Source organism: Paenibacillus sp. J5 (assembly GCF_054955055.1).
Genome location: NZ_JBUEDD010000001.1, coordinates 397,918 through 411,359, shown reverse-complemented (window position 1 = coordinate 411,359; position 13,442 = coordinate 397,918). Strand labels below are relative to the sequence as shown.

At 41.9% G+C, this 13,442-nt stretch carries 15 protein-coding genes; 14 read left to right on the top strand and 1 reads right to left on the bottom strand.

What is annotated here, in order from left to right; genetic code table 11:
• Nucleotides 1–240: 240 nt before the first annotated feature.
• The 9 genes from xerA (at nt 241) to ACY1JZ_RS01560 (ending at nt 8,591) form a co-directional block, all read left to right on the top strand.
• Nucleotides 241–1,710, top strand: a complete 1,470-nt coding sequence (gene xerA, locus ACY1JZ_RS01600) for a site-specific tyrosine recombinase/integron integrase (RefSeq protein WP_462627778.1) — start codon at nt 241–243, stop codon at nt 1,708–1,710.
• A gap of 148 nt (nt 1,711–1,858) precedes the next feature.
• Entirely contained in the window at nt 1,859–2,269 is a 411-nt protein-coding gene (locus ACY1JZ_RS01595) for a hypothetical protein (protein ID WP_462627777.1), read from the top strand.
• 210 nt (nt 2,270–2,479) lie between these two features.
• Entirely contained in the window at nt 2,480–3,616 is a 1,137-nt protein-coding gene (locus tag ACY1JZ_RS01590) for a hypothetical protein (protein WP_462627776.1), read from the top strand.
• 214 nt (nt 3,617–3,830) lie between these two features.
• On the top strand, nt 3,831–4,304 hold the full coding sequence (locus ACY1JZ_RS01585; protein WP_462627775.1) for a hypothetical protein: 474 nt from the start codon (nt 3,831–3,833) through the stop codon (nt 4,302–4,304).
• Nucleotides 4,305–4,527: 223 nt separating this feature from the next.
• Nucleotides 4,528–6,015, top strand: a complete 1,488-nt coding sequence (gene istA / locus ACY1JZ_RS01580) for an IS21 family transposase (RefSeq protein WP_462627774.1) — start codon at nt 4,528–4,530, stop codon at nt 6,013–6,015.
• 2 nt (nt 6,016–6,017) lie between these two features.
• Nucleotides 6,018–6,743: an IS21-like element helper ATPase IstB gene (gene istB / locus ACY1JZ_RS01575; protein WP_462627773.1), complete on the top strand. Its 726-nt coding sequence runs from the start codon at nt 6,018–6,020 to the stop codon at nt 6,741–6,743.
• Nucleotides 6,744–7,271: 528 nt separating this feature from the next.
• Nucleotides 7,272–7,514 carry a hypothetical protein gene (locus ACY1JZ_RS01570; protein WP_270168579.1) on the top strand — a complete coding sequence of 81 codons (243 nt, stop codon included), beginning with the start codon at nt 7,272–7,274 and terminating at the stop codon, nt 7,512–7,514.
• 1 nt (nt 7,515) lies between these two features.
• Nucleotides 7,516–7,893, top strand: coding sequence for a retropepsin-like aspartic protease (locus ACY1JZ_RS01565; RefSeq protein WP_270168580.1), 378 nt, complete (start codon nt 7,516–7,518; stop codon nt 7,891–7,893).
• 209 nt (nt 7,894–8,102) lie between these two features.
• Nucleotides 8,103–8,591 (top strand): hypothetical protein, encoded by a 489-nt coding sequence (locus tag ACY1JZ_RS01560; protein ID WP_462627772.1) that lies wholly within the window; start codon nt 8,103–8,105, stop codon nt 8,589–8,591.
• Nucleotides 8,592–8,756: 165 nt separating this feature from the next.
• Here ACY1JZ_RS01560 and ACY1JZ_RS01555 read toward each other — a convergent pair whose 3' ends face one another.
• Nucleotides 8,757–8,930, bottom strand: coding sequence for an Arc family DNA-binding protein (locus ACY1JZ_RS01555; protein WP_462627771.1), 174 nt, complete (start codon nt 8,928–8,930; stop codon nt 8,757–8,759).
• Nucleotides 8,931–9,074: 144 nt separating this feature from the next.
• Here ACY1JZ_RS01555 and ACY1JZ_RS01550 point away from each other — a divergent pair, with 144 nt between their 5' ends.
• The 5 genes from ACY1JZ_RS01550 to ACY1JZ_RS01530 all read left to right on the top strand — a co-directional run bounded on the left by ACY1JZ_RS01550 (nt 9,075) and on the right by ACY1JZ_RS01530 (nt 13,317).
• Nucleotides 9,075–9,296: a hypothetical protein gene (locus ACY1JZ_RS01550; RefSeq protein ID WP_462627770.1), complete on the top strand. Its 222-nt coding sequence runs from the start codon at nt 9,075–9,077 to the stop codon at nt 9,294–9,296.
• Nucleotides 9,297–9,548: 252 nt separating this feature from the next.
• On the top strand, nt 9,549–10,322 hold the full coding sequence (locus tag ACY1JZ_RS01545; RefSeq protein ID WP_462627769.1) for a hypothetical protein: 774 nt from the start codon (nt 9,549–9,551) through the stop codon (nt 10,320–10,322).
• Nucleotides 10,323–10,479: 157 nt separating this feature from the next.
• Complete coding sequence (locus ACY1JZ_RS01540; RefSeq protein ID WP_462627768.1) at nt 10,480–11,406, top strand: hypothetical protein; 927 nt, start codon at nt 10,480–10,482, stop codon at nt 11,404–11,406.
• Between the two features lie 236 nt (nt 11,407–11,642).
• Nucleotides 11,643–12,371 (top strand): DUF6602 domain-containing protein, encoded by a 729-nt coding sequence (locus ACY1JZ_RS01535; RefSeq protein ID WP_462627767.1) that lies wholly within the window; start codon nt 11,643–11,645, stop codon nt 12,369–12,371.
• Nucleotides 12,372–12,591: 220 nt separating this feature from the next.
• On the top strand, nt 12,592–13,317 hold the full coding sequence (locus tag ACY1JZ_RS01530; protein ID WP_462627766.1) for a hypothetical protein: 726 nt from the start codon (nt 12,592–12,594) through the stop codon (nt 13,315–13,317).
• Nucleotides 13,318–13,442 lie beyond the last annotated feature (125 nt).

Here is a 13,442-nt window from a genome sequence, read left to right as displayed (position 1 = left end):
GGGAACACCCATTCTGCTCACCGCGGCGTTATGGGAGCATAGACCATCCAAAAGCATTGGAGATCTTGTGTTTGTCGTCAGGCAAACAGGGGGTCTCTTTTTTTATGGATCGATGAAAAGGTAACTGTGCAGTTGGATTCGGATTTTGCGTAACGAAGCCTGGTCTATGTAGGATGGGCAGACATTTACTCGTATGTTGGCTGTTGATATTTTTGGTATAATGAGGGGATATAGGAGAAAATGCATGTTTTTGTAGGTAAAAAGGATGAAATGTCGTTAACCTTGAGAACCGAGCGATATAACGCGGAGGATGTACAGCGGATCAAGCGGCTAAAGCAGCGGCAATGGAATCCGGGTGAGCGGGTGTGGCTGGTGCCCTATACGCTCGCCAGTATGGAGGAGCTGTGGCAGTTGCTCTTATCTGAAGGCGCTACCATCGAGGTACAGCGAGAATTGCTGGAGGAATGTCCGTTCTGGAGGGATAAGCTGGAGGAGCGACAGCGTGGGCAGGCGGAGGAGCAGCAGCGAGGACAAGCAGAGGATCGGCAGCAAGGACAAGCGGAGGATCGGCAGCAAGGAGAAGCGGAGGGGCGGAAGCAAGGAGAAGCGGAGGAACGGCAGCGAGGAGAAGCGGAGGGGCGGAAGCAAGGAGAAGCGGAGGAACGGCAGCGAGGAGAAGCAGAGGAACGGCAGCGAGGACAAGTGGAGGAACGGCAGCAAGGAGAAGCGGAGGGGCGGCAGCGAGGAGAAGCGGAGGAACGGCAGCAAGGACAAGCGGAGGATCAGCAGCATGGACAAGTGAAAGAACGGCAGCGAGGACAAGTGGAGGATCGGGCTGGCGTTACGAAGGGGGCAGGCGGGGAGGCCGACCAGGCAGCTCTTGCGTTGGTTATGGTGAAGCAACTAAAGCTGCGCGGCTATAGTCAGCGGACGATCAAAGCCTACTGTGGGCATGTGCGGCGGTTCGAGGTGTTTCGGAGGCAAGGTGGGGAGAAGGTTGGGTCAGGGAAGGAGATTGAGGCTTATTCACTGGCGCTCCTGGAAATGGGCAGATCCCATGCTTATGTTAATCAGGCGATTAGCGCCCTGAAGTTTTATATGGAGCATGTGCTTGGGGAGCGGCGCGGGGCATCGTATGTACGACCCAAAAAGGAGCGAAAGCTGCCTAATGTGCTGTCTGCGGAAGAAGTGCTGGCTTTGTTGAAGTCGGTGAACAATATCAAGCATCGGGCATTGCTGTATGTACTGTATTCGGCAGGGCTGCGGGTTGGCGAGGTCGTTCGGCTGCGTGTGAATGATCTGGATTATGAGAGGAGAACGATCACCGTGCGGCAAGGCAAAGGCCGCAAGGATCGCGTCACGCTGCTATCGGATGCCGCCGCTCTCGTGATCAAGGAATATGCTGAGGGCATGAGGGCCCAGCAATGGTTGTTCCCAGGCCAGGATGGGCGCAAGCACTTGACCGAGCGGAGTGTTCAGAAGCTGTTCGAGAAGTGTAAAGGGGAAGCGGGAATCGTAAAACCGGTCAGCGTTCATTCCCTTCGGCATTCCTTCGCAACGCATCTGCTGGAGGGCGGAACAGACCTGCGGTATATTCAGGAGCTCCTGGGTCATCAGAGCAGCAAGACGACGCAGCGCTACACCCATGTAAGCGTGAAGGATGTTCGGCGGATTCGTAGCCCGCTGGATGGCTTGATGGGCGAGAAGTGAGGAGAGTAGGCTGATGTGACGGGCGTGAATGTCTGCCGGGAGGAGGCATTCACGAACAGGTTCAGGAATACCAAGCGTGAGGGTGAGTTAGTGACATACGTAGATAAGAAGCAGCACCAAAACAATAAAAACATAAGGAGAATGAAAGATGAAACAAATTTTAACATTAAACTCAAATCAAAAATATATTGAATTTATTCTTTCACAGTATGACAATGCTCCCTCTGAAATGACAATGAAAGAGCTAAGAGAAAAATTTGAAGAACAGTTCAAATTTAATCAAATAATGTTGAATCAGTACTTTGGAATAATGAGAATCTTACCACTAATATTGATTAAACAAGAGTATGCAAATGCAAAAGTTCCTCTTGAAGGCGATATCGAAAAAATAAAAGTAATTAGAGATTCACTATCACATAATGATTTTGAGATTTCAAGCGAAGGCTATACTTTCAGGAATAAAAAAAATACTATTAGATTTTCATTTGATGAGTTTGTGAATTTTATTCATAAAATAGAAAACGAATTTTATAGAGACAGGATCGGAGACGGAAATTAAGTGTATTCTTCCAAGACGGTACCGTCGTATAAAATATTGTTGAAGCATCGTCGCTGACGCTCCTTGGTCTGATAGAAGTTGTAGGCATAGGAGTGGATTCAGCCAGACACACCTGGCATACGCCGAGCGTCGTGAACACAACACGTTATACGACAGAATCAAAATGAAGTATAAATCTGATTCAAAAAATCTATTTTGGAGGTTCTTCAAATGGAAAACATTAGATTATTAAAAGTATTTATCGGTTCTCCGAGTGATGTTGTAGAAGAAAGAATAATGTTGGAAGGTGTAATTGATGAGTTAAATCAAATGATTGCGGATGTTTATAATCTTCGTCTCGAACTTGTGAAGTGGGAGAAAAACACATCTCCTTCAGTACTGGGCAATGATGCTCAAGACATAATTAATCATCAAATTAATGATGAATATGACATTTTTATTGGAATAATGTGGTCAAGGGCTGGATCGAAAACTTCTCGTGCAGATTCAGGAACAATTGAAGAATTCAAAAGAGCATATGATAGAGCAAAATTAGGTGAAGATGTAGAGATAATGTTTTATTTTAACGACGCACCTATATCTATAAGTGATATTGACGTTGCGCAAATCCAGGTTATAAAAGATTTTCGATCTAGTTTGGGCGACGAGGGAGTGTATTATTGGAGTTATAAGGAAAGTAAAAACTTCGAAAGTCTTGTGAGAATGCATTTAATGATGAAAATTAAAGGATGGTATTCTAGACACAGCCTATCTTCTCAACAAGTTGAAATGCTAAAGCAGGAAGATAATATTTTTGAAGAAGAGGAAGTAGAAGAAGGATTGCTAGATTTATACACTGATCTCAATCAAAGTTCATTTTATTTAGTGATCAGTATGAATGGAATACAGACATTGATACACGAATTCATCAGCGAACTTGAGGAAAGAACTGAAGAGGTTACAAAATTTAGCGATGTACAAAATCTACGTCTTACTCAGATGGCAATAACTAAAACAGCGATGGTCATGGATAGTTTTGCTACAAAAATGGAACCTGAGGTGGTTTTGTTAAGTACGAGTTTAAATAATTTCATGGATACTTTTAGCAAAGTGGTGTCTTTAGTAGATCAATTTGATGCATCATTTTCACAAGACCCTGAGTTTATAGAGTCTATTAATAAAGTGAGTTCAATACTTGAAGAATCCAGTCAGGGCATAGAACAGGTAAAAGAACTTTTGTCATCAATACCACCTATTCAGAAGAACTTAAATAAATCTAAGAAAAGTATTTGGGTTCAATTTTCTACTATGAGTAAATTGATGTCAACTGCAGTGGGCACAATAAATGAAATAAAAAAGATGATTTAAACTAACAATCACAGATTGAAGAACAAGTGAAAATATATTCAAGTAGTGATTCAGTCGTATAACATTATATTCAAGCTGCGGCTCCTCTGGAGCCTTGGTCTGCGAGGTGGATTTCAGAGAGGGATTTCAGTAAACAACCCCTTCGGGGTTCATGAATACAAGAACGTTATGAGAAATCCTTGTAAACCAATAAAGACCTAGTGAAGGTGATCTTTTGGGAGCTTATTTTGTTACATGTAATAGTGTTGGTGTATATAAACATGCACTGACCCGAGGAAAGCAATATGAAATTATTGATAAAAATGAGGATAAATACAGAATTGTCGGAGATCATGGAAAGCAAGTATGGATAGACCAGTATTATTTTGTGCTAGAACCAGTATTACAAATGATTGATTGGAAATTAGATGATGACATTAATGAATGGAAGATAGTTGAGGTGACTATTACTTTCAATGACGGTAGTCGTAGGTGGTTAAATATGACTACTCCACAGAATCTATTAGATCACTTCGGAAACTCAATGATGGATCCACCTGGAATGACAGGGGAGCATATGATTATAATGAAATCTTTAGAGATTGATGTCATTGAAGTAATGTTAAGATATTTGGATTCTCAAGGTGAATTAGAAAGACAGACAATCCCATTGGAAGATGAATTCAATGATGACAAGGACTTCGCATAACACCGAATTAACTCATCGTCGCATGCGCTCCTCGGTCCGGCAGAAGTTGAGAAGCAAGGAAGTGGATTCAGCCGGACAACCCTTGTTTATTGCATACTAAAAGTGCCGAGAATTGCAGCGTAAAAATGCTCAACTAACGGCAAAGAAAAAGAGACACTTGCCAGCACCCTACTATCCTCCTATCGTTAGGTTTGCGACAACTTGACGAAGGAGACGGAAAGGAATGCTGAAAATGCCTCAACAACAGTATATCAAATTTCTACGGGAAGCAGAAGGCTTTACCGTGAGTGACATCGCTAGACAGGTTGGCGTTCACTGGCGAACAGCTAAGCGATATGCGGACAAGAGCGATTGGAACAAACCATTAGGCAAACGTAAGAGCAGCAGCCCAGTGATGGGACCGTACATGGAGATCGTGGATACCTGGTTAGAGGAAGACCAACTCCTTCCACGTAAGCAGCGGCACACCGGTGTTCGGATTTTCGAACGCCTGCAAGCCGAGTATTCGTTTACCGGTGGCCAGCGAACCGTACTCTCTTACATCAAGCAACAGAAGAGCCGAATGGCGCTGGAACGCGCGAAGACGTATGAGCGGCTCGAGCATCCGCCGGGCGAAGCACAAGTAGATTTCACCACCATTCAGGTTAGTCACGAACAGCAGCTTATGACGTACAAACTACTCGTCGTGTCCTTTCCTTGTAGCAATACGGCATTTGTCTATCCGACGCCTGCCGAGAACCAGGAATGTTTTCTTGAAGGGATGAAGCAATGCTTCGAGCAGATGGGCGGCGTTCCGCGGCGCATGTGGTTTGACAATCTGTCAGCTGCAGTCGTCCACATCGAGAAGCATGGTGAGCGTCAGCTCACAGAGGGCTTTCAACGATTTTGCGCGCATTACCGAATGGAGGCTGTATTTTGTAATCCGTACAGCGGTCATGAGAAAGGACATGTGGAGAGCAAGTGCGGCTACGCCAAACGCAACTGGGCGGTACCGATTCCGCTATACGAGAACCATGAGCAATTGGGCACTTATTTCGCTGAGCAAGCTCGACAGGATCGCGAGCGACAGCACTACGCCAAGGGTGTCCCCATCGCCGAATTATGGGAGGCCGACCGCTCACAGCTCTTGGCCTTGCCGGAAGAAGCCTTCGAACCGTTCCGACTGGGTGCAGCGGTCGTGAACAAGTATGGCGAGATTCGCTTTGAAGGCACCTCCATCCCGTTAGCAGGTCTCGTTCAGCCAGGCAGCGAAGTGTTGATTCAGGTCTTCTGGAACCGAGTCACGATCTTGACGAAGGAGCACGAGCTTGTGCGGGAGGTTCCGCGTCCTTATACTGGCAAAACGGCTGAGGTTCCGTGGGCGCAAGTTTTCACTAACTTGCTACGAAAGCCGCGTAGCGTGGGCCATTCACAGTTCATCCAGATGCTGCCGGAGGTGGTACAGGTCTATGTCCGTGTGGCTGATCTTACCTTGCGTAAGGAACGGTTGCAAGCGCTGTTGCATTGGAGCGGCGTCTACTCCATCGCACAGATCGCCGAAGTGCTGCGGAAAGCACAAGGCGAAGCTACGGTCGCACAATTAACAGCAGCACTCGGACTCGTGAAAGTGAACCGCGACATACCGGTAGCGTGGAACGAGACACTCTCTCCCCCAGGTACCCAAGCAACGGCGTCGCTGCAGCACTATGATCGACTGATGGGAGTGTACTGACGATGAAGCCGGAACTGGCAGACCTATGTAGACAGCTTCGCTTGGCGCATGTCGTCGAGTATGTGGCGCAGCAACAGAACGAGCAGACGCAAACGCTTGTCGAGCAATTGCTGCTGGCGGAACGTGAAGGACGCAGGCGGGCCCGGCTAGGGAAACTCGTGCAACAGGCTGGATTCCCGCACTTGAAAACCTTTGAGGGTTACGTATGCGAGCACATTTCATTTCCCGCCGGTTGTACGCTTGAGACGTTGCTCGACATGAGATGGTTGACGCAGCGCGAAAACCTGCTACTCATGGGAGCAGTTGGGACAGGCAAGACGCATATGGCAACTGCGCTTGGCGTAGAGGCCTGCAGGAGAGGACATGCCGTTCCATTCTTCCGAGCTTCCGATTTAGTGTCGTTACTGCAAGAGAAGTTTGCAGTGGGCATGCTCAGCCGCTTTCGTGAGAAGCTAAAGAAGATGGATCTGATTATTTTGGATGAAGTGGGTTATGTGCCGTTTAACCAAACGGGCTCCGAATTATTGTTTAATGTGATTGCTGACTGCTACGAACAACAGAGCGTGATCGTCACCTCCAATCTGGAGTTCGGTCAGTGGACATCCATTTTTGGAGACACAAAGCTGACGTCTGCTTTGGTCGATCGCCTTGTCCATCACGCACACATCCTTTCATTCACGGGCGATAGCTTTCGGCTCAAGCAAGCGATGGAACGTATACCGCAGTGACGATTTAGCTGGCAAGCGGTCTCGGCATTTTTCGCAGCACATTTAAGCATTTTTCGCTTGCAAAAAACAAACCCTGCAAGGCTAAGTCTACGACCCGTTCCGCATGCGCTGCACTTAAGCCTTTCGGGTTCGCTAATTCTTGGAACGTTATGCGTAACTTCCTAAATCGAAAAAACGAATTTAAAACAATATAAAAGTTATGCCGGGACGAAGAATCGAGGAGGCAACAGCCAACGGCACTTATGTTTGAAGTAATTCAAAGAAGACGGAAGCGACGCATAACACCACATTCACGCTTCGGGACGGTCGTCCCTTGGTCTGCTGGAGGAATTTCGAGGAAGTAGAATCAAGCAGACAACCCTGCGAGGCTAAGTCTGTCGACCCGGCTTGGCGATTGCTTGGCATGATCGCCGCGGCAGCTTAAGCCTCTCGGGTTCGTGAATGCAAGAACGTTAGGAGAAATTCTATTTAAGGCATTAAAACCTAAAAAATGATATAATAAACAAAAACGTTTGGGAGGGATCAAACGTGAAATGGAAAGAAGTTCAAAAAATATATCCAGACCAATTTGTAAAGTTTGAGATTATAGACTCGATTGAAATGGATGATAAAGAAATCATAGAGGAAGTAGCGTTAATAGGTCCGTTGAAGGATGAAGATGCAACACGAGAGTTGCTAAACTGCAAGGATCGGACAATGGTCTACCACACATCCAAAGAAAAGGTAGAAGTCATCATTAGAAAACATATAGGCTTGAGGAGATATTTATAAAATGCAAATTGAACATAGAGATGGTCTTCTATTCACAGAATTAACAATACAGTATAAAGGACAGAGCAAGTTAATCAAAGATATTGTCATTGATACGGGGGCAAGTCATACTTTAATATCACAAGATGCTGTAGATGAAATTGACATCAGAGCAACTAAAGAAGATCACTTTATAACAAGCTATGGAATTGGCGGTGAGGAGCACGCATTTATAAAAAAAATAGATGTAATAAAAATAGGGGACTACTGGGTAGAAGATGTTGAAATAGATTTTACTGCTTTTAGGTATAATATAAATGGGTTGTTAGGTTTAGATCTCCTGCTTAAAGGGAGATTCAATATTGATTTACTCAACCTAGTGTTAAAGCGTCTGCAATGAAATTGCAGATTTTTTTTATAGGTGATAACAGGAGGAAAATAGAACTTCTCCTAACACCATGTTCAAGCATCGTCGCTGACGCTCCTCGGTCTGGAAGAAGTTATAGGCAGGGGAGCGGATTCAGCCAGACACACCCGGGGTTCGCCGGGCGTCGTGAACACAAAACGTTATCTGCAATTCCTTAAAGTAACTATAAAGTAGGGATTAAAATGAGAAGGCATAACGATGAGAAAATCGCTTTAGAAAGCGCTGCAATAGAAATATTTATAAAAATATATAATAGTAAGCACCCTAATCACTATGAATTATTTGAAAGAAGAGAATGTCCAGATTTCGTCTTGAGAAATGTAACAGGTGAATTATTAGGGCTTGAAGTAGCACACTTATATTATGATTCTGAAGAAGCTAAAATGCTGTTAGGAAGATCAAAAAATATGTTTCATGGTATTGAAACCATTAATGAATTGGTAGAAACACTAAATAAGTTATTAGATCAAAAGGAATCAAAGTTATCAAAGTACGAAGTTGAATATCCAGTTTCATTATTGATAAGAAATGCCTCTCCAATTTTTGGAATGAGTGATTTATTAAGAGTAAAGGATTTAATATTTAGATCAAATAATTATAAAAATGTATGGCTACTTTCAAGAGATGGAAGTAATAATAATTGGTTAGAGAAAGACATTTTGACATATTAATCAACGAAGCTAGGAACAGCAGATAACACCATGTTCAAGCATCGTCGCTGACGCTCCTCGGTCTGGAAGAAGTTATAGGCAGGGGAGCGGATTCAGCCAGACACACCCGGCGTTCGCCGGGCGTCGTGAACACAAAACGTTATCTGAAACCGGTGGAGCAACAAACTAATGATCTGTAGAGATAGGGCCATGTTCCTTCTCGAACTCATGAATATGCTGCTCAATGAGATATTCAATTTGCATAGCGATGGAGCGTTTATTTTTATCTGCAATAGATTTAATTTTTTGAAAGTTGGAATCTTCTAAACGTAAAGTGAAAACCCTCTTATTGGTAGCCACAACATTCTCTCCTTTTTGGTGATACCACTATATTATCACTTAGCAATCATAAAGAATACATTCATATTGACATCACTATGAATTGTTTATAGAATGAGTGAGAGAAGTGAAATCTAAGTGATGTCACCATGTGGAGGGGATAAAATGCTTCAAGGGCTAGATCGTTATTTTAATGGTTTTGTAGAACAGAGGACGGAAGAGATTGGGCGAGTGATTTTAAAGAAGAATATATATTATAAGGAACTTGTAAAGAAGAAAAGAAGCTCGTTGGAAGAAGTATTAAAGGGAATAACGAAAACAAGTAGACAACAGCTATTGGACTATGAAGATAGAGTAAATTATCAGTCCGCCTTTGAGAAGAAATGATGTATAGACAAGGATTGCTGGATGGCCTAAATTATAGAAATTCAATTATAAAAAATCATGTAGAAGAGCATTTTGTGGGAGAATTTAAAGAAGAAACCGGCATCAGATAACACCATGTTCAAGCATCGTCGCTGACGCTCCTCGGTCTGATAGAAGTTGTAGGCAGGGGAGCGTATTCAGCCAGACACACCCGGCATTCGCCGGGCGTCGTGAACACAACACGTTAGACGACATAACAAGTGAGGAGAAACTATGGGAAGAAAAACGATCAACGGAATATGCCATATATGTGGCATAGAGGGACCGTTAACGTTTGAACATGTTCCACCAAGAGGGGCATTTAATGATAAGCCAGTCATTAAAGCAATTTTTGAAAAGTTTATGACTAAAGGACCGTATGAAGAAATTAAGGGCAAAATCCAGCAAAAAGGTGCTGGAGCATATACGTTATGTGCAAGCTGTAATAATGACACAGGTGCTTGGTATGGAAATGCTTTTATTGATTGGACTTATCAATCTCTGATTTTACATGATAAATCGGACGGAAAGGGATCAATTTATTACCCATTTCATATATTTCCGAGCAGAGTTCTTAAACAGATCATAACTATGTTTTTTTCGGCTAATGGGGAAAGGTTCGCTAAAGGGAATCCTGACTTAGTAAGATTTGTTCTGAATCCTGAGCATAAGTATCTAGAGCCGAAGATTAGAATTTTTGCTTATTTGATGACAGGATCAAGAATGAGGCAAACAGGAATAACTGGATTAGGATCTTCTGACGGAAAATTCACAATAATGAGCGAGATAGCTTTTCCACCTGTAGGTTACGTCATGACATTAAATTCTGATCCACCTGATCCAAGATTGGTAGAGATAACTCATTTTTCAAGATACGGATATAATGAATTTGAAACCATTTTCTTGCGATTCCCTAAATTACCAGTACATCTTTACTTACCAGGTGACTATCGAAGCAAAGATGAAATAATGAAAGATTATGAAGAAAACATTAAAAATATAGATTAATCGAGAAGACTGTTACATCGTCTAACATAATATTCACGCTGCGGGCATACGCCCTTGGTCCGACATTCGTCGGACACCCGGCATGCGCCGGGTCGTGAATACAGTAACGTTATAAGAAATATCCGCATTAGTACAAAAGATATATTAAGGAGGTATTATGGATACTCAAGATACCAGACATTATTTCGCATCTGAGTCTGACGAAGCGATAATCTTTAATAAATTGTATTTACTTGGATTTCAAAAGGAATCATTTCTGGAGAAATGGAAATATTTCGAGTCTAAAAGAGTTGATTCTCTTGAAGACATGCAAATTAGACAATCAATCAGAGAAGTAATGACTTTTTATAATCCAATTACTCGGCAGAGTTATTATAACATCCCGACTTGGGTGTATCTCTATAAAAAGGGATCAAAATTCTTTCGTGTTAGAAGAATTGAAAACAACGACATAATAATTCCACCCAAAGAAACCGAGTGTTGGAGAGATTTTTGGAATCCCCCTGAAGAATGTATAACAGATTATGGCAGGCTCAATTATCCTGCTGAATCTCTATTATACACAGCAGCCGGAAGCCCCAACATTGCCATTGAGGAAGCGAAAGTCAAGGAGAAGGAGTCTTTTGTTTTAATAACCTACGAAGCGATCGAGGATGTATATGCAACTATCGTAGGATTTCATCAGGATAGCAGCTATTTATCTGAAACAGAAAATGAAAAAACAAAGTTGTTAACACTTTTTTTTAAGAATATCTTCACGAAAGAAGTATCGGATCAAGAGAAGGAATTATATAAGATATCTTCTAATCTAATTAAAGAGTGTTACACATTAAATGATGGAACACAGGATGGGTGGGTTTACCCCTCTATTGCAAATAAAATGGGGCATAACGTTTGCTTCAATCCAATTAGTGCTAGTAATAAATTAAACGTAGCTGGCGTCGAATTGTGCAAAAAGGAGAATTTACATAAATTTTTAATTTATTATGTGTTAGATAATTTAAATGAAGAATCAAATTTTACTTATCACCTAATAGGCAGTGAGGTTCAAAAGCAAAAATATCCACATATAAAATCGAATTGATATTGTAAGTTGATTCAAGAAGGCGGAGACATCTTATAACAAAATATTCACGCTTCGGAGCCTACGATCCCTAGGTACGCCAGATGGATTTCTGGGAAGCGGGATCAGGCGTACACACCTGCGAGGCTAAGTCCTGTCGGACCCGGCAGCTTCACTGCCTTAAGCCTCTCGGCGTCGTGAATACAGGAACGTTATACGACAGAATGAAGATACTTATAATTTAAGGAGATTCTATAATGACTAATAGAGTGAATATGAAAGAACTTTTCTTTGATATGCAAGATGAAATGATTGCAAAGCTAAATAAAATACGTAAGAACGTAACTCATGATCCTACGAAGGGAAATGCAACAGAAAGCAATTGGATTGACTTCTTTAAAACGTATTTACCAAACCGATATAGTGTAGATACAGCTTTTGTTGTAGATAACACTGGTGAACGTAGTGATCAAATTGACATGGTTATTTACGACCAACAATATTCTCCCTTCGTATTCTGTACGGATGGTATTAAATATATACCTGCCGAGAGTGTATATGCAGTTTTTGAAATAAAACAAGTCTTGAACAAAGAACATGTATTATACGCGGCTAAAAAAGCGGAGTCGGTTCGTAGACTGAAACGTACTTCTGTACCCATCGTACATGCAGGAGGAGTCTTTCAGCCTAGACCCATTTTTGATATTGTTGCTGGAATAATTACAACATCTTCAGAATGGAAACCATCTTTTGGAGATCCTTTCAAAAAAGTAATAGAAGAACTGAGTGCATTGCAGAAATTAAATATTGGTTGTGCATTAGAAAGTGGATCATTTTTACTGAAACCAGATGGAACAATTGATGTTGGTGTACGAGAAGAATCGCTGATCTTCTTTTTTGTCAAGTTGTTTGTACAGTTACAAAATCTAGGAACAGTACCGGCTATGGACATTGATCTTTATAGTAAAGCTCTTGACTCCATGTAAAATCGAGGATTAATAAGACTGAATGTATATTATAAAAGCCTATTTTAGAGTTGTGGATTAGAACATTTGCTAGATGCTCAGCGATGCCATTCCGTCGTATAACATAATATTCACGCTGCGGGCATACGCCCTGGGTCCGGCATTCGCCGGACACCCGACATGCGTCGGGTCGTGAATACAGGAACGTTATGTGAAATTCTCTAAAACAGGAGATCAAAAAATGAAAGAGAAAATAGAAAAATTTGAAATGATCGTGCTTAAATATTATAAAAACATAATCCATGATGGTGGCTCAGGTAATTTATTAAACTTGCCCAAATTCGAATTGTATGCAAGAGATTATTTGAGTTTTGCAGAAGAGGCCTTGATTGAGGGTTCTACCTCAGCACTGATAAATTGTATTTCAAACCTGAAGCGAGCTATGGATTGTCAGATCGATACTTTCTTTTCAATGGTCAATCTATATAATTACATTTCAAAAAGGAACTTGAAATTCGAGACAAAGTTAAAATTTATAGAAGAAATAGGATTATTTAGCTCAAGATCATTAAGCAAATTGAACACAATTCGAAATAAGATGGAACACTTGTATGAGGTTCCTAAAGTAATTGAAATTGAATTGTATTTTGAACTAGTACAAGCATTAGTAAGATCATTAGAGATAGCGATAAGTTTACTGGAATGGCATACTGGGTTGAATTTGGTTATTTATGAAGATATTGAAACACAAAAGAAAGAACTTGGTTATATAGGAATTGTTTATGATGTTAAGCAGATAGCTTTTGAAGTTTCTTGGAAAATTGAAGGAATGAAAGATAGCTTTGTGGTAAGCATTGAAGATTACAATGAATTTGCTTACCTCTTTAGAATTCATTTAATTATGTATCAAATACAATGTATTGGTAGTAGTAATTATTTGGAAAACAAACTGAGAGTTAGTCAGTGAAGGAGAACTTCACATAACACCATGTTCAAGCATCGTCGCTGACGCTCCTCGGTCTGGTAGAAGTTGTAGGTAGGGGAGTGGATTCAGCCAGACACACCCGGCGTTCGCCGGGCGTCGTGAACACA